Source organism: Nocardiopsis sp. iso_237 (genome assembly GCF_056173345.1).
Genome location: NZ_CM149669.1, coordinates 870,024 through 887,286 on the forward strand (window position 1 = coordinate 870,024; position 17,263 = coordinate 887,286).

Below are 17,263 nucleotides of genomic sequence, written 5' to 3' on the forward strand. Positions count from 1 at the left end.
GCTCCATCCAGCAGAGCATACGGGTAGGCACCCTTCCGGGGGAATCACGTGGTCGCCCCTGTGGACGAGCGGCCTCCGGAGCGCCGTTTGGTGCTCGGACGCCCCGGGCCACCTTTAGTCTTGAGGCATGTCGTCGAATCGCCACATCCTGACCGCGGTCGCCTGGCCCTACACCAACGGCCCGCGCCACATCGGCCACGTCTCCGGTTTCGGGGTCCCCTCCGACGTCTTCTCGCGCTTCCAGCGAATGTCGGGGAACAGCGTGCTGATGGTCAGCGGCACCGACGAGCACGGCACCCCGATCCAGGTGCTGGCCGACCAGGAGGGCGTGAGCGCCCGGGAACTGGCCGACCGCTACAACCGGATCATCGCGGAGGACCTGGTCGCGCTCGGTCTGTCCTACGACCTGTTCACCCGCACCACGACCGGCAACCACTACTCGGTCGTCCAGAAGCTGTTCACCACGCTCTACGAGAACGGCTACGTCTTCACGCGCACCACCAAGGGCGCGATCTCCCCGTCCACCGGCCGTACGCTGCCCGACCGCTACATCGAGGGCGTCTGCCCGATCTGCGGCTTCGACGGCGCGCGCGGCGACCAGTGCGACAACTGCGGGAACCAGCTCGACCCGATCGACCTCCTCTCGCCCCGCTCGCGGATCAACGGCGAGACGCCGGAGTTCGTGGACACCGAGCACTTCATGCTCGACCTGCCCGCCTTCGCGGACGTCCTCACCGAGTGGCTCAAGGGCAAGGAGGGCGAGTGGCGTCCCAACGTCCTCAAGTTCTCCCTGAACCTGGTGGAGGACCTCCAGCCGCGCGCGGTCACCCGTGACCTCACCTGGGGCGTGCCGATCCCGCTGGACGGGTGGAGCGACAACGCCGCCAAGCGCGTCTACGTCTGGTTCGACGCGGTGATCGGCTACCTGTCCGCGTCCATCGAGTGGGCCGAGCGCATCGGTGAGCCCGAGGCCTGGCGCCGCTGGTGGCAGGGGGAGGACAACGAGTCCTTCTACTTCATGGGCAAGGACAACATCGTCTTCCACTCGGTCATCTGGCCGTCGATCCTGCTCGGCGCGAGCGGTAAGGGCGACCAGGGCGGCGAGGTCGGCCCGTTCGGTGAGCTGAACGTCCCCACCGAGGTCGTCTCCAGCGAGTTCCTCACCATGGAGGGGCAGAAGTTCTCCTCCTCGCGCCGCGTCGTGATCTACGTGCGTGACTTCCTGGAGCGCTACTCCGCCGACGCGCTGCGGTACTACATCATGGCCGCGGGCCCGGAGAACCAGGACACCGACTTCACGTGGGCCGAGTTCGTCCGCCGCAACAACGACGAGCTGGTGGCGGCCTGGGGCAACCTGGTCAACCGCTCCATCTCGATGGCGGCCAAGAACCTCGGTGAGATCCCCGCCGCCGGTGAGCTGAACGACGAGGACCGCGCGGTCCTGGCCGCCTCCCGGGAGGCCTTCGCCACCGTGGGCGCCCGTCTGGAGAGGTCGCAGTTCAAGGCCGGTCTCCAGGAGGCCATGCGCACCGTGGCCGAGGCCAACAAGTACATCTCCGACCAGGCCCCCTGGGCGCTCAAGAAGACCGACCCGGAGCGGATGGCGACGGTCCTGCACGTCTCCCTCCAGCTGGTCAGCGACGCCAACACCCTGCTCACGCCGTTCCTGCCGGAGTCGGCCAACAAGGTGTACGCGATGCTCGGGGGCACGGGCACCTGGACCGGGATGCCGCGCATCGAGTCCGGTCACGACACCATCGGCGGCTCCGAGGAGAAGGTGGACTACCCGGTGATCACCGGTGACTACGCCGACAACGCGGCCCGCTGGGAGTCCGCGCCGATCGCGGTGGGCACCCCGTTGAGCCGTCCCACCCCGCTGTTCACCAAGCTCGACCCGTCCGTGGTGGACGAGGAGCTGGCGCGCCTGGCCGGTGACGCCGAGTAGGTTCCGACCCGACGCCGAGGCGGGCGCCGGTCCACGTGGACCGGCGCCCGCCTCCTTCGTCTCCGGGCCCCGGTCAGCCCCGTTCCCAGGCCCGCTCCAGGGCCCGCGCGGCCTCCTCCCGACCGTGTCCGAGGAGCCGTGCGCGTTCGGCGTAGGCCAGGGCGGCGGCCTCCAGGTCGTCCGGGCCGGTGGCGGGGCGCGGGGCGGAACGGCCGCGCACCTCCTCACCGAGCGGAGCGGCGCGCTCCACCGCGTCCTCGGTGACCGACGTGCCGTGCCTCCTCCTGCTGGAGAGCACCCCCGCCGCCTCCAGTTCCCGGAAGGCGCGGGCCACGGTGTTGGGGGCCACCCCGAGGTCGCCGGAGAGTTGGCGGATGGTGGGCAGGCGGGTCCCGGGGGCCAGTTCCCCGGAGAGGACCAGCGACAGGATCTGCACGCGGATCTGTTCGTAGGGCGGCAGCGGGTGCCGGGAGTCCACCTCGATGATCATCGGGCCCGCTCCGTCGTGTCGCCCTCGGAGACCGCCGTGGTGTCCCGGACGTCCGGGTGGAAGGGCGTGAGCGCCCGCCGGGCCGACCGCCACGAGGCCGCCGCCCACACGAGGCAGGCGGTGACGGAGACCGCGGCACCGACGACCACCAGGACGGCGCCGGGATGGTGGGACCCGGGAAGCCACCCGGGGTCGGCGGAGTCGAGCAGCGAACCCGGCTGACAGGCGGGGTCCACGGGCAGGAATCCGTAGGCGGCGCCCGGGACGAGGTCCCCGGCCAGGACCAGCAGGGCGGCCACGACGGCTCCCGCGGTGCGCGCGGCCGACAGTCGTCGGAGCGCGTGGTCCCGGGCCGGGTCCAGAGAGGCGATCGCGGGACGGGCGGCGGCCACGACGACCCCGGACGCACCCAGCGCCGTGGTCGCCAGCGCGACCGCCCCGATCATGCCGAGGGCGAGCGTGTCGGGGGCGTGGGAGACGGCCAGGTCCCGCCCGGGGTAGCACTGGGCCAGCTTGGCCATGCGGTACTCGCCGTAGGCCACGGCGAACGCCGCCAGGGACACCAGTCCGCCGAGGACCAGGACGCCGAGGGCCGTGCGGCGCGGCAGGACCGTGGTCAGCCCCCGGGGCCGGAGTTCGGCGCGGCGGGTGCGGGTGCGCAGGCGCAGCAGTTGGTTGGCGGTCAGGTCACCGACCACGACGGCGGCCAGGACCACGCTGACCTGGATGGACTGGGTCTCCATGAAGCCGTCGCCACCGAGGAGCAGGAAGGCGGCGACCGCCACCGTGGTGGCGGTGAGGAACCCCAGCAGGACGGCGACGCACCAGGCCCCGGCGGTCATCCCCGGTTCGGGGGGTTCGGCGGTGACCTCCTCGCGCAGGGCGGCGGCCCGCCTCGCGCGGAGGACCGCCACGAGTCCGGCGGCGGCCACGGCGGCCAGCAGGGTGATGCCGAGCCAGCCGCGCATCGGCGTGAACAGCTCGGCGGTGACGATCGCGGCGACGGCCAGGGCCAGGAGGAGGGCCGTGCGGGCTCCCCGGCCGTTTCCGGTCGGTCCGGAGGCGAGGCGGGCCAGCGGCAGTCCGAGGACCACCAGCGCGACGAGCAGCACGGCGACGGGCAGGTAGGGGCCGGTCAGGTGGTGGACGGTGTCGATCACCGTCTGCGGAGCGGGGGGTGGCACGGGCGTCTCCTGTCGGTTCCGATTGACTCAATGTATTAAATCATTGAGTCAATGATGAATCAATGACCGGCCGATCCGAGGGCGCGGGCCGCCTAGAATCACCACGGCGCACGCAGTACACGTGATGGGGGCATGACATGGGCAGACGCAAGGGCAGTGCGGTCAGGGAGCGCAACGCGCAGACCCCGCCCCCGGCACCCGAGCCGCTGCGGGTCGCGGTGGCCGACAGCCACACCCACATGGACATGCAGACCCCCGAGGTCGAGGAGATCATCGCCGCGGCGGAGGCCGTGGGCGTGACCCCGCTCGTACAGGTGGGCGTCGACCTCCCCTCCTCCCGCTGGGCGGCCGAGACCGCCGCGAGGCACCCCGGCAGGGTGTGGGCCGCCGTGGCCCTGCACCCGAACGAGGCCCCCCGCGTGGTGCACGGCGACGGCGCCGAGGGAGTGGAGGCCGACGACACCGACTGGGCGGGGAAGGCCCGCCCCGCCGGGGGGACCGAGGCCCTGGAGGCCGAGCTGGCCGAGATCGACGCGCTGGCGGCGCTGCCGCAGGTGGTGGCGGTCGGAGAGACCGGGATGGACACCTTCCGCACCGGTCCCGAGGGCGCCCGCGCCCAGGAGCTGTCGTTCCGCCGCCACATCGCCATCGCCAAGAGGCACGGCAAGGCGCTCATGATCCACGACCGCGAGGCGCACGAGGACGTCCTCCGCGTCCTGGAGGAGGAGGGCGCGCCGGAGAGGGTGGTCTTCCACTGCTTCTCCGGAGACGCCGACATGGCCCGGGTGTGCGCCGAGCGGGGCTACTTCATGAGCTTCGCCGGGAACGTCACCTTCGCCAGCGCCGAGCCCTTGCGCGAGGCGGCCAAGGTCGCCCCGCCCGAGCTGGTCCTGGTGGAGACCGACGCCCCCTTCCTCACCCCCAAGCCCTACCGGGGCCGCCCCAACGCCCCCTACCTCATCCCGCTCACCCTGCGGGTGCTGGCCGAGACCAAGGGGCTCGGTGAGGAGGAGCTGGCCGGGATCGTCGCCGACAACGCCCGCCGGGCCTTCGGGTTCTGACCGGCCCGAACGGGATCAGTGGCCGCGCTTCAGGCGGCCCGCCTCCCGGCCCTCGCGGGTGTTGCGCTTCCACTCCTTACGGCGCTCCGCACGCATGCGGGCGTCGCCCCTCGACCGGTTCCACTCGGCCTCGCGGCGCAGCCTGAACCAGCGTTCGAGGCGCCCGGAGTCCAGCTCCCCGTCGTCCACGGCGGCCCTGACCGCGCACCCGGGTTCCGCGCCGTGGGAGCAGTCCCGGAACCGGCACCGCTCGGCCAGATCGTTGACGTCGGAGAAGGTGCGGTCCACACCGGTCCCGTCCCCGGGCACGTCGATGCGGCGCACCCCCGGGATGTCCAGGAACAGCGCGCCCCCGGGCATGGGGATCAGCTGACGGTGCGTGGTGGTGTGGCGGCCGCGCCGATCGTCACGGATCCCGCCGGTCTCCATGACGGTGCGCCCCGCCAGCGCGTTGAGCAGACTGGACTTCCCGGCGCCGGAGGTGCCGAGCAGGACCCAGGTGGCCCCGGGACGCAGCTTGGCGGACAACGCCGCCAGCCCCAGGCCGGTGTGCGCGCTGACGGTGTGCACCTCGGCGCCGGTGGTGACCGACTCGACCAGTTCGACCACCTCGGGAAGGCGGTCACCGGCGAGTTCGGCCTTGGTGACGGCCACGACCGGCGTGGCGCCGCTGGTCCAGGCCAGGCTGAGGAACCGCTCCAGACGCCCCACGTTGGGGCCCTGGTCGGCCGCCTCGCAGATCAGGACGGCGTCGACGTTGGCGGCCAGGGCCTGGTCGTGGGAGTCCTTGGCCACGCCCTGGCGGACGAGGGTTCCGGAGCGCTCCAGGACCGCCTCCACCAGCCACGTGTCGCCGGACCTGCGGACGGCCACCCAGTCGCCGCTGGTCGGAGCGGTGAAGGGGTCGGCCTCCGCCGCCCTGCGCACCGCGGGTGACAGGGCGGCGGTCTCGTGCCCCGGCAGGCGGACGCCGACGGCGCCCCGGCGGGCCTCGGAGACCCGTGCGGGGAGCAGGACCTCCGGTCGGCCGTGGGCGACGGCGTCGAAGGCCGCCTCGACGCGGGGGTTCCAGCCCAGGACCGAGAGCGGGTGGGCGGGGTGTTCTTCGGATGTGGTGTTCGTGCTGTGGTGACTCACAGTGCTCTCTCTGAGGAGCGCGAGCCGCCGCTGGACGCGACCTAGGGCTCGCTGACGATCGAGGTTCGGATACCGGGGCCAGGCATGAGGCGGGCCATGGCGTGCTCCTCTCGTCAGCGGCCGGCGCGGACCGCACGGCACGCACCGACCCTAGGACAGGGCCTCGGCGCGGTGCCAGTGGTTTTCCCGCTGGCGCTCAGCGGCGCCGGGTCCACACGTCGTCCCCGGGCCGGGGAACCGCGGGGACGCCGTGCCGGGGGGTGTAGGCCTCCTCGGCGTCCCCGTGCTCCGCCGCCCGGGGCGAGGGACGGTTCCCGCGCTCGTACTCCTCGTCGTCACCGAGCAGGAGGAAGAGGCTGCAGATCAGCAGGAGGACCAACAGGCCGGTGATCACCGGCAGCAGCAGGTCCCACGCCTTGGCGCCGTCGGGGGCTGAGACGGGGGTGAAGTCGGCCGGGACGACGTGTGTCCCGGCCATGCTCGTGTAGTGCGTGGCGGTGACCGCGCCCGCCAAGACCAGGGAGGCGAGGACGGTCGCGATCGGCCCGGACCGCTGGACGGCGCACCACAGGGCGACGGTGGCGGCGACCACGGCGATCACGGCGGACAGCGCCACCGTGAACGGGTCGTGGTGCAGGGTGCCGTGGAGGTTCATGGCGGCCACGCCGACGTGGTGCATGGCGACGATCCCGGAGCCGAGCAGGAGTCCGCTGGCCAGGACGCGGACGGCGGTGGCCGCTCGGAGCACCAGTTGGAGGGCGAGGACCGAGACCAGGACGGGGATCACGCCGCTGACGGCGGTCAGGAGGCCGTCGTAGCGCAGCGGCGTGCCGGGGATGGTGAAGCCGAGCATGGCGACGAAGTGCATCGCCCAGACGGCCATCCCGCCGAGGGAGACCGCGGCCAGCGCCTGCCACTGCCATCGGAAGAAGCCGGTCGTACGGCGGGCCCTAGCGGCGAAGGAGAGGCCCAGGAAGGCGCCGACGGCCGAGATGGCGTAGGCGATCGAGGGCGTCATCCAGCCTTGGGGGAGGAGATCGGACACGGTCCCTGTTCTCTGCTTTCCATGACGTGGGTCACAGTCGTGACCCCTGTTCATGGAGCGTAGGGACCCCCGTCACCGATGGCCAGGGTTCTGCCGCCGATCCGCTGGCCTGATGTGGCCAGTGGGGCCGCCGGGGCCGCCGGGGTGGCTCAGTCCCGGTGCGACCGCAACCCCTCGAAGGCGATGTGGCACAGGGAGTCAGCGATCTCCTCGCAGGACATGCCGCGGTCCGGCTTGTACCACTCGACGACCGAGTTGACCATGCCGAAGAGCAGGCGGGAGGCGACCGCCGGGTCGACGTCGCTGCGGATGTCCCCGTCGACCACGCCCTCGCGGACCAGGTCCGCGATGAGGTGGTCGAACCTGCGGCGCCGTTCCAGGGCGTGCTTCTCCACCTCGGTGTTGCCGCGCACCCGCAGCAGGAGGGTGACGTGGGGCAGCTCCTCGACGAGCACCCGGACGCTGCCGCGCAGCACGTGTTCGAGCCGAGCGATGGCCGGTCCGGTGGTCGCGCCCTCCTCGCGGGTGACCTCGAACAGCGCGTCCATGGCCAGGTCCAGGGACTGGCGCAGGAGTTCGGTCTTGCCCGTGACGTGGTGGTAGATCGCGGACTTGGTCACGCCGAGGGCGCGGGCCAGATCCTCCATGCTCGTTCCGTCGTAGCCGCGTTCGTTGAACACGCGAGCGGCCACGCGGAGCACGGAGTCGGCGTCGTGCCCCGGACGTCCGGAGCGGCGCCTGCCGGTCTGTCTCGGGGTGGCTGGTTCGGGTGCGGAAGATCGGGACACGGTTGTCGAATCTACCTCCTGACGGGGGCGGACGTGCGCGGGGCCGCCTGGTCGGGCCGGGTCGCCCACCTTGGGAACCTGTTTACTGAACGAACGGTCGGTAGGCAACCCTGGTTCCCGGCCGTACGGCTCCTGACCGGAGGCGCGTCTGATTCCCGGATGGCTGAATGTGGCCAACTGTCGTTAGGGACCCGTTAATCCCCTTGTAGGGGCTCGCACACCAGGAGTAGCTTTTACCCGCTTTGCTGGCAAAAGTCATTTTGTTCGTGAAACGGAAAAAGAGCCCCAAATGGCCATAACCCGTCGCGGTGCCTTCAAGGCGTCGCTGCTCGGTGGTGTCGGTGCCGCCGTCGCCACCACGATCCCCGCCTCCCTGGCCTGGGCCGACACGGCCCCCGCCGCACCCGTCGCCCAGACCGCGCAGGAGGCCCTGCGCCTCCTCAAGGAGGGCAACCAGCGCTGGTCGCAGTACCTGTCCAGACACCCGAACGAGGGCAGACCCCGCCGTGAGCAGCTGGTCAACGGCCAGGCCCCCTTCGCGACCATCCTCGGCTGCGCCGACTCCCGGGTCCCCCCGGAGCTCGTCTTCGACCAGGGGCTGGGCGACCTCTTCACCATCCGCTCGGCGGGCCAGGTCCTCGACGGCTCGGTGCTCGGCAGCCTCACCTACGCCGTGGAGCACCTGCACACGCCGCTCATCGTCGTGATGGGCCACCAGACCTGCGGCGCCGTCGACGCCGCGGTCCAGGCCCACCGCACCGGCCAGCTCCCGCACGGCCACATCGGCGGACTGGTCGCGGAGATCCTGGGTGTCGTGGAGTCCACCCCCGACGACGGCGTGGACTTCCTCGACGCCTGCGTCCGGGCCAACGCCGAGCACATCGCGCAGCGCCTGCGCGACGACAGTGAGCTGGGCAGGTTCGTCACCGAGGGCAAGCTGGAGATCGTCTCCGCGCGCTACGACCTCGAGGACTCCAAGGTCGCCTGGCTCTGACCCCACTGGCCAGTCCGCCGAGTATGGGGGAGAATGCCGGTGACCTTCCCCCGGCAGCGCAGGGAGACCCGGTATGTTCCGGATCGCGATCAGTCGGCTCACCGACGGGGGCCGACGCATCACCCCCGAACACCGGGGGACCGCCCTGTCCGTGGACGAGGCGGTCCGCGCCCTCCGGGAGCACCTGCCCTCGGTGGACACCAGTGCCTTCGGCAGCGACGCGGTGCAGCGTTCGGTCAACCGGACCAACGACTTCCGCCATGACGTGGTCACCGCGGACGGCGGACGGTACCGGGTGGTCATCGCACCGATGATGTGAGTCCGGTGCCACGGGTCACCCCGTGGCACCGGACGCCCCTCCTCCCGGGAGCGGTCAGTCCGACCCGAAGGCGGAGTCGAAGGAGGCCTCGGGCGCGTCGAAGGCGTTGGCCCGCACGAACCGCACCGCCTCGGCTGCCCCGGCCAGCCGGTCCATCCCCGCGTCCTCCCACTCCACGGAGATCGGCCCCTCGTACCCGATCGAGTTCAGCACGCGGAAGCACGCCTCCCACGGCACGTCACCGCGACCGGTGGACACGAAGTCCCATCCCCGGCGCGGGTCGCCCCACGGCAGATGGGAGCCGAGGCGCCCGTTGCGGCCGTTGCCCACCCGCTTGCGGGCGTCCTTGCAGTCCACGTGGTAGATCCGCTCGCGGAAGTCCCACAGGAAGCCGACCGGGTCGATGTCCTGCCACACCATGTGGCTGGGGTCCCAGTTCAGCCCGAAGGCCTCCCGGTGCCCCACGGCCTCCAGCGCCGCCTGGGTCGACCAGTAGTCGTAGGCGATCTCCGACGGGTGCACCTCGTGCGCGAACCGCACGCCCACCTCGTCGAACACGTCCAGGATCGGGTTCCAGCGGTCGGCGAAGTCCCGGTAGCCCGCCTCGATCACGTCCGCGCCGACCGGCGGGAACATCGCCACGTACTTCCAGATCGCGGACCCCGTGAAGCCCACCACCGTGGACACGCCCAGCCTCGCGGCGGCCCGGGCGGTCAGCTTCATCTCCTCGGCCGCGCGCTGGCGGACCCCCTCGGGTTCGCCGTCGCCCCAGACCCGGGAGGGCAGGACGTCACGGTGACGGTGGTCGATCGGGTCGTCGCACACCGCCTGGCCGAGGAGGTGGTTCGAGATCGCCCACACGCCGAGGCCGTGGCGTTCGAGGACCTCCCGTCGCTCCCGGACGTAGGCGTCGTCCACGGCGGCGCGGGTCACGTCCAGGTGGTCGCCCCAGCAGGCGATCTCCAGGCCGTCGTAGCCCCAGGAGGAGGCGAGCGCGCACACCTCCTCGAAGGGCAGGTCGGCCCACTGGCCGGTGAAGAGGGTGACCGGTCGGGTCATCGGGCTGCCTCCAGAGTGTCGGGGGGTGGGGCCGGGCCGGACGGCCGCGGCCCCGGTTCGCCGGTCGGTTCAGCGCGGGGTCGGCCCCGCCGGTGCCGGCACACCGACGAGGCCGAGCATGAGGTCGCGCACCTCGGTGGCGGCGACGCGGTCACGGGAGAGCGAGGGGTCGGTGCACAGCACGAGGGGCCCGTCCAGGGGATCGTCGTGCGGGCGTCCGTGGGTGCCCCGGACACAGCCCGGGTCCAGGGGGACGACGTTCATCGCGTAGCGCAGGCCCGCCTTCTTGCGGACCAGGTTGGCCGCCGCCCTGGCCTTGACCAGGGGATCGGCGGGGTCCAGGAAGAGCTCGGCCGGGTCGAAGCCGGGCTTGCGGTGGATGTCCACGCCGCGCGCGAAGTCGGGGGCCGACCCGTCACGCAGCCAGTAGTAGTAGGTGAACCAGGCCCCGGGTTCGGCGAACAGGACCAGTTCCCCCGAGCGCTCGTGATCGAGCCCGTACCCGGCCTGGGCCTCGCGGTCCAGCACGAGGTCGACCCCGTCCAGCTCCCGCAGCAGCTCCGCGACCTTCGGCTGGTCGGCGGGGTCGCGGACGTACACGTGCGCGCACTGGTGGTCGGAGACCGCGAAGGCCCGCGAGGCCCACGGGTCCAGGTACTCCATGCCCTCCTGCGTGTACACCTCCAGCAGCCCCTCCCGCCTCAGCAGCCGGTTGACGTGCACGGGCCGGTCGGCGGGGGTGATCCCGTACTCACTGAGCACCAGGACGGCCGCCCCGGCGGCCTCGGCGTCGTCCAGCAGCGGGGCGAGCGCGGCGTCGAGGTCGCGGACCGCCCGCCGGGCCTCCTCGGAGTCCGGGCCGAAGCGCTGGAGGTCGTAGTCCAGGTGGGGGACGTAGCAGAGGGTGAGGTCGGCCCGGGGCAACAGCCTGCGGGTGGCGGCCACGATCCACTCGGTCGAGCGGATCGACGCGGTCGGCCCCCAGTAGTTGAAGAGCGGGAAGGGGCCCAGCTCCGAGGTGAGTTCGTCGTGCAGTCCGACCGGCCGGGTGTAGCAGTCCGGGGACTTGCGGCCGTCCGCGTGGTAGACCGGCCGGGGCGTGACGGTCCAGTCCGTGGTGGCGCCCATGGCGTACCACCAGCAGACGTTGGCGGTCCGGAAGTCCGGCCGGTGGCGGCGGGCGGTCTCCCACACCTTCTCTCCCTGGACCAGCCGGTTGTGCTGGCGCCACAGGTACACCTCGCCCAGGTCCCGGAAGTACCAGCCGTTGGCGACGGCGCCGTGCTCGGCGGGGGCGGTCCCGGTCAGGAACGTGGACTGCACGGTGCAGGTGACGGCGGGCAGGACGGTGTCCAGCGGGGCCCGCCACCCGCGATCGGCCAGGGAGCTCAGGCGGGGGGCGTGTTCGAGCAGGCGGGGGGTGAGCCCGACCGCGTTGACGACGAGGAGGCGGCTGGTCATGGAGCGGTCCTTCCTGGGTGGGCCGTGGCGTGCGGTGGTCGGCCGTCAGAGCGGGGTGAGCCCGAGCGCGGTGAGCCGGTCGCGGGCCCAGGCCAGTTCGGCGGCGATCCCGGCGATCAGTCCCTCCTCGCCGTCGGGCCGCCGGTCCTCGGGGAGCACCGTCCAGGTGTAGGTCTCCACCTCCACGTGGTCGGTGCGGGCGCCGTCGGGGCCCAGGAGGAGGGAGAGGGTCCGGTCGAGGTGGTCGGTGGTGCCGCGCAGGGGAGCGGCGGCGGGGGAGTGCAGGGGCGCGTGGAAGTGGGTGCGCCAGGGGCCGCCTCCGCCGAGGGGACGGGGCCCGGCGAGGGCCTCGGGCAGGTCGTCCCGGGCCCGGAGACGGCCGTCGGCCAGTTCGCGGGTCTGGTGCAGGAACCGGTCCTCGGTGAAGGCGGCCAGGGCGGCACGGGTCGCGGGGTCGGCCGGGTCGGGTGCCTCCACGGCGGCCGAGGCCTGGGTCTTGACCACCGGCAGTCCGGCGGTCGTGAGGCGGTCGAGCGCGGCGCCGGGTTCCTCGAACCCCACCGCCAGATGGCAGGTGTCCAGGCACACGCCCACGTGCGGGGGCGGGTCCGCGAGCAGGCGGGCGGCGTCCCCGGTGGTCTCCACGGCGCAGCCGGGCTCGGGCTCCAGTCCGACCCGCACCGGGCGCCCGGCGTCGGCCAGCCCGTCCAGCACGGCGGAGAGCTCGGTGAGGTGGGCCCGGGCGGCGGCCAGACGGTCGGCGTCCCAGGGCTCCCGCCAGGCCAGGGGCAGGGTGGAGACGCTGCCCCGCGCGGCGTCGTCGGGCATGAGCCGGGCGAGCACCCGCGCGCAGTCCACCGTGTAGTCGAGACGGGCGCGCTCGGTCCAGTCCGGGGAGTACACGGCGTGCTTGACCACCGGCGCGTGGAACCCGGTGTAGGGGAAGGCGTTGAGGGTGACGGTCTCCAGACCGGCCGCCGCCAGCCCCGCGCGCAGGCGGTCGGTCAGCGAGGGGGAGGCGGCCAGTTCGCGGGCGAGGGGCGCGGGCAGCCACAGGCCCAGACCGAGCCGGTCGGTGCCCAGGGCAGCGCGGACCCCGCCGCCGAACACCCGGATCTGGCGCAGGACTCCGTCCAGGTCCTCGGCCGGGTGGACGTTGGTGCAGTACGCGAGGTGGACGACGGTGCCGTCGGGGTGCCGGAACCTCATGCGGCGCCCCCTCGCGGGTCCTCCGCCGCGCCTTCCGGCGGACCCGCCTCCGGGCGTTCGCCGCGCAGGATCGAGTTGCCCGAGAAGGTGGCTCCGGCCGCCGGTCCCGCGCCGTCCTCCAGCAGCAGGCGGCCGCTGCGCCCGTAGAACTCCACGGGGTTGCGCCACAGCACGCGGTCCACGTCGTCCTCGGTGAACCCGGCCGCCAGCATCCGCTGTCCCGTGTACAGGGTGGTCAGGGGGTCGCTGTGCCCCCAGTCGGCTGCCGAGTTCACCACCATGCGGTCCAGGCCCCACTCGGACAGCACCCGCACCATCCGCTCCGGGGACATCTTGGTGTCCGGGTAGATGGAGAAGCCCAGTACGCACCCGGAGTCGCGCACCATCTCCACGGTGGTCTCGTTGAGGTGGTCCACCAGGACCATCTCCGGGGCGATCCCCGACTCCTCGACCAGCCGCAGGGTGTGCCGGGTGCCCTCGACCTTGTCCCGGTGCGGGGTGTGCACCAGCACCGGCAGACCGAACTCCCGGGCCAGGTCCAGCTGGTGCCGGAAGGCCTTCTCCTCCTCGGAGGTGCGCGAGTCGAACCCCACCTCGCCCACGGCCACCACCCCGTCCTTGGCCAGGTAGCGGGGGAGGAGGTCGAGCACCCCGGCCAGGCGGGGGTCGTTGGCCTCCTTGGGGTTGAGCGCGACGGTGCAGTGGTGGCGGATACCGAACTGGGCGGCCCGGAAGCGCTCCCATCCGACCAGGCCGTCGAAGTAGTCACGGAAGGAGCCCACGCTGGTGCGCGGCTGCCCCAGCCAGAACGCGGGCTCCACCAGGGCGCGCACCCCGGCGTCGTACATCGCCCGGTAGTCGGCGGTGGTCCGCGAGGTCATGTGGATGTGCGGGTCGAAGATACGCATGGTGCCTCCTATGAGCGGGGGTCCGGACCCTCGGGGCCGTCCGTGCCGGTGGTCCGGGGAAAGCGGTCCAGCACCCGGTGGACGTCGGCGGGTACCGCCCGGCCCGCGCCTTCGCGCTCGCGGGCGAAGTCCGCGCACATGCGGGCCAGCTCGGCGTCGGCCCGCTCGTCCACCCCCGCCACCAGGCGCAGCGGCACTCCGACGAACAGGCACTTGAGCACGGTCTGGCGCCAGGAGTGGTCGTCCAGCAGGGCCTGGGCCCCGCTGGCGGCCGCCGCCGCGACCAGCCGGGTGTCGTTGGTCCGCAGGGCGTCGGCCAGCAGGCGGCGGGCGGTGGCGGCCACCTCGGGCTCCCGGGTGTCGAGGCGGCCGAGCGCGTGCAGGACGGCGCGGCGCTCCTCGGCGTCGCCGTACTCGTAGAGGGCGTCCACCTCCCTGGCCAGGTCGGCGGGGGACAGCACGCGGGCCACCTGGCGCAGCAGGTCCGCGCGTACCAGGTCGTCGAGGGTGGGCCCGGCCGTCCCGGAGGGATCGCCGGAGGGCCCGGCGCCGCGCGCCACCCGGCGGGCGGCGGCGGGGAAGAGCACCGCGACGCGCTCCGGGCGCTCGGCCAGCTCGGCGCGGAGCGCGGCCAGCTCCGCGCGGGCGCCCTCCGCCAACAGGTCCCCGACGTCCACCACGGTCCCGCTCCCTCCGGTCCGACCACGCGTGCCGCTCACTGCCGCTCACCCCGTTCCGCCAGGACCCGGGCCCAGGCCGCGTCCAGCGCCCGCTTGGAGCGCTCCGCGACCAGCGGTGCCGCGTGCCCGTGCCGGGGCAGCTCCACCGAGGCCAGTCCGGTGTACCCGGCGCGGTCCAGGGCGCCCAGCACCCCGGCCAGGTCGAGGTCGCCCTCACCGAACTCCAGGTGTTCGTGCACCCGGGGACGCATGTCGTCCAGCTGCACGTTGGCGATCAGTTCCCCGGCCCGGGCCACCGCGCCCTCGGGGCCGTCGGGTTCGTTGCACACCCCGTGCCCCACGTCCAACGTCACCCTGAGCCGCGCGGGGTCGCCCAGCGCGCGCCGCAGTTCCAGGACGTCCTCCAGACGCTCCGCGAACATGCCCGGCTCGGGCTCGAACGCGAGGTCCACGCCGAGCTCGTCCGCCGTCACCAGGACCTTCTCCACCCCGTCGAGGAGCCGGTCCCGACCCTGCTCCCGGGTGGCCCCGGCGGGCAGGATCCCCGACCAGAAGGACACCGCCTCCGCGCCGAGGGTGTGGGCGACCCGCACCGCCCGGCGCAGCAGGTCCACCCGCACGTCCCGGTCCCGGTCGGAGACCAGGGTGGGTTCGTGCTTGCGGCGCGGGTCCAGCAGGTACCGGGCGCCGGTCTCCACGACCGCCGCGAGGCCCAGCGCGTCCAGCCTGCGGGCGACCGCCGCCACCCGGGCGTTCACGTCCAACGAGAACGGGTCCAGGTGGGGGTGGTCCAGGGTCAGCCCGACCCCCTCGTAACCGAGGTCGGCGATGATCGCCAGGGCGTCGTCCAGCCGGTGGTCCCAGAACCCGTTCGTCCCGTACCCCAGCCTCAGGTGCTCGCTCATGTCACCGACACCGCCCTGGCCGCCCGCGCGGTGACCGGGGCCCCGGCCGCGAGCGCGCAGGCCGTGCCCACCGCCCCGTACCGGGACAGCAGCGCCGCCTGGAGCGGGATCATCCCCCGGATGCCGATTCCGGTCGCCTCCCGCGCGTGGTCGGCGCTGGGCTCGGCCACCGCCCGGGCCTGGGCCAGCCCGACCGTGGCCGCGAACGAGCCCGCGAAGGCCCCGGCGGCCAGCTCGCCCACCGCGCCCCGCGCCGTGGCGGGGGCCGTGCGCGACGGGTACGCCGCCACGACGGCGCCGGTCAGGGTGCAGGCCAGCGCCCCGGCGGCCACCTCCGGGCGGGTGCCGTGGACCTCGCCCCGGCTCAGCGTCGTCACCCCGTAGGTGTGCGCGGCCATCGCCGCGGCGGGCAGCACCGCCGCGCCGGTCCGGTCACCGGCACCCAGCAGCACGTCCAGCCCCCGGTTGACCGCCATCCCCAACGGGGCCAGCGGTGTGGGCTTCAGGACGAGGTCGTAGGTCCACACCGTGGTGGCCAGGGCGGTCGCCACCAGCGCGGACCGGCCGCCCCCCGCCAGCGCCGCGATCCCCACCCCGGCGGCGGTGAGCCCGGTCGCCACCGCCAGGGCCTCACCCGGGGACACCTCCCCCGAGGGGAGCGGGCGTTCGGGGCGCTCGACCGCGTCGAGGTCGCGGTCGGCGTAGTCGTTGAGGGCCATCCCCGCCCAGTACAGACAGACCGAGGCGGCGGGGAGCGCCCAGGTACTCGGTCGGCCCAGCCGACCGGCCGCGGCGGCACCGGTGAGGGAGTCACCGAGCACGGTCAACGCGGCGGGCAGGCGCACCAGCCGGGCCAGGGACCCCAGCTTCCGGCTCATCCGCGCCCCGCCCCCTCCGCCGGTCCGGCGCACCAGGCGGTGAGCGCCTCCCACTGCGCGGCCAGCCCGTGCACGTCGCTCCCGGCCGGGTCCTTGAAGAAGAAGCCCAGCTCCGGGACCGGTCCCGCGCGACCGGTCCGGTGGGCGTGGGCGGCCAGCCGGGCCAGGTCCAGGACCAGTGGCGCGGCCAGCGCCGAGTCGTAGCCGGACCAGGTGAACTGGAGGCTCATCCGGGCGCCCAGGAACCCCTCGAAGGACACGTGGTCCCAGGCGGTCTTGGTGTCGCCCAGGTCGGGCACGTAGTCGATGTGCAGGGGCCCGTCCACCGGGTGCCCCAGCAGGTGCTCCAGGCCCCGCGCCTTGGAGGCGGTCTTGCTGTCGTTGCTCGCGGGGTCGGAGAGGGTCGCCCCGTCGCCGCCGCCCAGGAGGTTCAGGGAGGACCACGAGCGCACACGCAGCGCCCGGGCCGCGAACATCGGCGCGAGCACGCTCTTGACCAGGGTCTCCCCGGTCTTGCCGTCCGATCCCGCCCACGGCAGCCCCAGCTCCTCGGCCAGGGCCGCCAGCGCGGGCGGGCGCGGCCCCGCGTTCGGAGTGAACTCCACGAAGGAGCACCCCGCCCGCAGGGCCGCGTACGCGTACACCGAACTCGCCGGGATCCGTGCGGTCCCCGCGTCCAGGGCCGCCTCCAGCAGGTCGGGCGCGGAGAGCTCGGGCACCCGCTCCGGCGGGGGCTCGGTGCTGGACAGGTCCACCACCACGACGCGCTCCACCGCCTCGTCCTCCGCGAACGCGCGCAGGTCCTGCTCCAGGCGGTCCGTGTGACAGCGGGCGAACCCCTCGGGACGCGGTTCCACGCCCCGGCGGACGCGCCGGTCCACGGCGTCGAGCTCGTCCGCGAAGGCCTCGGGGAGGTGCGGCGGGACCACGCCCGACCTGGCCAGCGGCTCCGCGCTCTTGGACAGGTGGGTGTCCGAGACGTCGTGACCCCCGAAGACCAGGTCACCGAGGCCGGGCAGGCCAGCGTCGGCGAACTCGGGGCGCTCGGTCACGCACCCCGTCCGCTCGGCGGCGCCCGCCCGCACGGCCAGCGCCCCCAGGACGGCCGTGGTGGCGACCGAACCGCGCGCCCCGACCAACCACACTCCGATGCGTGTCATGTGCTCCCCTGCTGGTTGTCGTGCTCGTCCCGGTGGACCT

Annotated in this window: 17 protein-coding genes; 4 read left to right on the forward strand and 13 right to left on the reverse strand. The window is 73.4% G+C overall.

Annotated elements, in window-relative coordinates:
• The first annotated feature begins 127 nt into the window (after window positions 1-127).
• On the forward strand, window positions 128-1,945 hold the full coding sequence (metG, locus tag AC0VYM_RS04135; protein WP_475459127.1) for a methionine--tRNA ligase: 1,818 nt from the start codon (window positions 128-130) through the stop codon (window positions 1,943-1,945).
• A gap of 73 nt (window positions 1,946-2,018) precedes the next feature.
• Here metG and AC0VYM_RS04140 read toward each other — a convergent pair whose 3' ends face one another.
• Window positions 2,019-2,435: a GntR family transcriptional regulator gene (locus AC0VYM_RS04140; protein ID WP_475459130.1), complete on the reverse strand. Its 417-nt coding sequence runs from the start codon at window positions 2,433-2,435 to the stop codon at window positions 2,019-2,021.
• Window positions 2,432-3,619 (reverse strand): hypothetical protein, encoded by a 1,188-nt coding sequence (locus AC0VYM_RS04145; protein WP_475459133.1) that lies wholly within the window; start codon window positions 3,617-3,619, stop codon window positions 2,432-2,434. Before AC0VYM_RS04145 ends, AC0VYM_RS04140 begins: the two co-directional genes overlap by 4 nt.
• Window positions 3,620-3,756: 137 nt before the next feature.
• Here AC0VYM_RS04145 and AC0VYM_RS04150 point away from each other — a divergent pair, with 137 nt between their 5' ends.
• Window positions 3,757-4,680 (forward strand): TatD family hydrolase, encoded by a 924-nt coding sequence (locus tag AC0VYM_RS04150; RefSeq protein ID WP_475459135.1) that lies wholly within the window; start codon window positions 3,757-3,759, stop codon window positions 4,678-4,680.
• 15 nt (window positions 4,681-4,695) lie between these two features.
• Here the strand turns inward: AC0VYM_RS04150 and rsgA are convergent, their stop codons facing one another.
• The 3 genes from rsgA to AC0VYM_RS04165 all read right to left on the reverse strand — a co-directional run bounded on the left by rsgA (window position 4,696) and on the right by AC0VYM_RS04165 (window position 7,650).
• On the reverse strand, window positions 4,696-5,817 hold the full coding sequence (gene rsgA, locus AC0VYM_RS04155) for a ribosome small subunit-dependent GTPase A (protein WP_475459137.1): 1,122 nt from the start codon (window positions 5,815-5,817) through the stop codon (window positions 4,696-4,698).
• A 196-nt stretch (window positions 5,818-6,013) separates the two neighbouring features.
• Window positions 6,014-6,862: an MHYT domain-containing protein gene (locus AC0VYM_RS04160; protein WP_475459139.1), complete on the reverse strand. Its 849-nt coding sequence runs from the start codon at window positions 6,860-6,862 to the stop codon at window positions 6,014-6,016.
• 149 nt (window positions 6,863-7,011) lie between these two features.
• Window positions 7,012-7,650 carry a TetR/AcrR family transcriptional regulator gene (locus AC0VYM_RS04165; RefSeq protein ID WP_475459142.1) on the reverse strand — a complete coding sequence of 213 codons (639 nt, stop codon included), beginning with the start codon at window positions 7,648-7,650 and terminating at the stop codon, window positions 7,012-7,014.
• A gap of 289 nt (window positions 7,651-7,939) precedes the next feature.
• Here AC0VYM_RS04165 and AC0VYM_RS04170 point away from each other — a divergent pair, with 289 nt between their 5' ends.
• Window positions 7,940-8,644 (forward strand): carbonic anhydrase, encoded by a 705-nt coding sequence (locus tag AC0VYM_RS04170; protein WP_475459144.1) that lies wholly within the window; start codon window positions 7,940-7,942, stop codon window positions 8,642-8,644.
• A gap of 73 nt (window positions 8,645-8,717) precedes the next feature.
• Window positions 8,718-8,963: a hypothetical protein gene (locus AC0VYM_RS04175; protein ID WP_475459146.1), complete on the forward strand. Its 246-nt coding sequence runs from the start codon at window positions 8,718-8,720 to the stop codon at window positions 8,961-8,963.
• 54 nt (window positions 8,964-9,017) lie between these two features.
• Here AC0VYM_RS04175 and AC0VYM_RS04180 read toward each other — a convergent pair whose 3' ends face one another.
• The 8 genes from AC0VYM_RS04180 to AC0VYM_RS04215 all read right to left on the reverse strand — a co-directional run bounded on the left by AC0VYM_RS04180 (window position 9,018) and on the right by AC0VYM_RS04215 (window position 17,223).
• Complete coding sequence (locus tag AC0VYM_RS04180; RefSeq protein ID WP_475459148.1) at window positions 9,018-10,022, reverse strand: sugar phosphate isomerase/epimerase family protein; 1,005 nt, start codon at window positions 10,020-10,022, stop codon at window positions 9,018-9,020.
• A 69-nt stretch (window positions 10,023-10,091) separates the two neighbouring features.
• A complete protein-coding gene (locus AC0VYM_RS04185) occupies window positions 10,092-11,483 on the reverse strand; it encodes an alkaline phosphatase family protein (RefSeq protein ID WP_475459150.1) in 1,392 nt (463 codons plus the stop codon).
• A 45-nt stretch (window positions 11,484-11,528) separates the two neighbouring features.
• Window positions 11,529-12,692: a metabolite traffic protein EboE gene (gene eboE, locus AC0VYM_RS04190; protein WP_475459151.1), complete on the reverse strand. Its 1,164-nt coding sequence runs from the start codon at window positions 12,690-12,692 to the stop codon at window positions 11,529-11,531.
• Window positions 12,689-13,600, reverse strand: a complete 912-nt coding sequence (locus AC0VYM_RS04195) for a TatD family hydrolase (protein WP_475459153.1) — start codon at window positions 13,598-13,600, stop codon at window positions 12,689-12,691. Before AC0VYM_RS04195 ends, eboE begins: the two co-directional genes overlap by 4 nt.
• An 8-nt stretch (window positions 13,601-13,608) precedes the next feature.
• Entirely contained in the window at window positions 13,609-14,319 is a 711-nt protein-coding gene (locus AC0VYM_RS04200) for an EboA domain-containing protein (RefSeq protein WP_475459155.1), read from the reverse strand.
• Window positions 14,316-15,185 carry a sugar phosphate isomerase/epimerase family protein gene (locus AC0VYM_RS04205; protein ID WP_475459157.1) on the reverse strand — a complete coding sequence of 290 codons (870 nt, stop codon included), beginning with the start codon at window positions 15,183-15,185 and terminating at the stop codon, window positions 14,316-14,318. The genes AC0VYM_RS04200 and AC0VYM_RS04205 overlap by 4 nt, the downstream gene beginning before the upstream one ends.
• Window positions 15,182-16,063, reverse strand: coding sequence for an SCO3242 family prenyltransferase (locus AC0VYM_RS04210; RefSeq protein ID WP_475459159.1), 882 nt, complete (start codon window positions 16,061-16,063; stop codon window positions 15,182-15,184). The genes AC0VYM_RS04205 and AC0VYM_RS04210 overlap by 4 nt, the downstream gene beginning before the upstream one ends.
• Entirely contained in the window at window positions 16,060-17,223 is a 1,164-nt protein-coding gene (locus AC0VYM_RS04215; protein WP_475459161.1) for an inositol-3-phosphate synthase, read from the reverse strand. The genes AC0VYM_RS04210 and AC0VYM_RS04215 overlap by 4 nt, the downstream gene beginning before the upstream one ends.
• Window positions 17,224-17,263: the final 40 nt, after the last annotated feature.

Excerpts from the sequence above, each read along its gene's own strand:
- AC0VYM_RS04175 (WP_475459146.1), top strand. The coding sequence starts at position 8,718 with ATGTTCCGGATCGCGATCAGTCGGCTCACCGACGGGGGCCGACGCATC.
- AC0VYM_RS04170 (WP_475459144.1), top strand. The coding sequence starts at position 7,940 with ATGGCCATAACCCGTCGCGGTGCCTTCAAGGCGTCGCTGCTCGGTGGT.
- AC0VYM_RS04180 (WP_475459148.1), bottom strand. The coding sequence starts at position 10,022 with ATGACCCGACCGGTCACCCTCTTCACCGGCCAGTGGGCCGACCTGCCC.
- AC0VYM_RS04215 (WP_475459161.1), bottom strand. The coding sequence starts at position 17,223 with ATGACACGCATCGGAGTGTGGTTGGTCGGGGCGCGCGGTTCGGTCGCC.
- AC0VYM_RS04210 (WP_475459159.1), bottom strand. The coding sequence starts at position 16,063 with ATGAGCCGGAAGCTGGGGTCCCTGGCCCGGCTGGTGCGCCTGCCCGCC.
- metG (WP_475459127.1), top strand. The coding sequence starts at position 128 with ATGTCGTCGAATCGCCACATCCTGACCGCGGTCGCCTGGCCCTACACC.
- AC0VYM_RS04205 (WP_475459157.1), bottom strand. The coding sequence starts at position 15,185 with ATGAGCGAGCACCTGAGGCTGGGGTACGGGACGAACGGGTTCTGGGAC.
- AC0VYM_RS04150 (WP_475459135.1), top strand. The coding sequence starts at position 3,757 with ATGGGCAGACGCAAGGGCAGTGCGGTCAGGGAGCGCAACGCGCAGACC.
- AC0VYM_RS04185 (WP_475459150.1), bottom strand. The coding sequence starts at position 11,483 with ATGACCAGCCGCCTCCTCGTCGTCAACGCGGTCGGGCTCACCCCCCGC.
- AC0VYM_RS04195 (WP_475459153.1), bottom strand. The coding sequence starts at position 13,600 with ATGCGTATCTTCGACCCGCACATCCACATGACCTCGCGGACCACCGCC.
- eboE (WP_475459151.1), bottom strand. The coding sequence starts at position 12,692 with ATGAGGTTCCGGCACCCCGACGGCACCGTCGTCCACCTCGCGTACTGC.
- AC0VYM_RS04140 (WP_475459130.1), bottom strand. The coding sequence starts at position 2,435 with ATGATCATCGAGGTGGACTCCCGGCACCCGCTGCCGCCCTACGAACAG.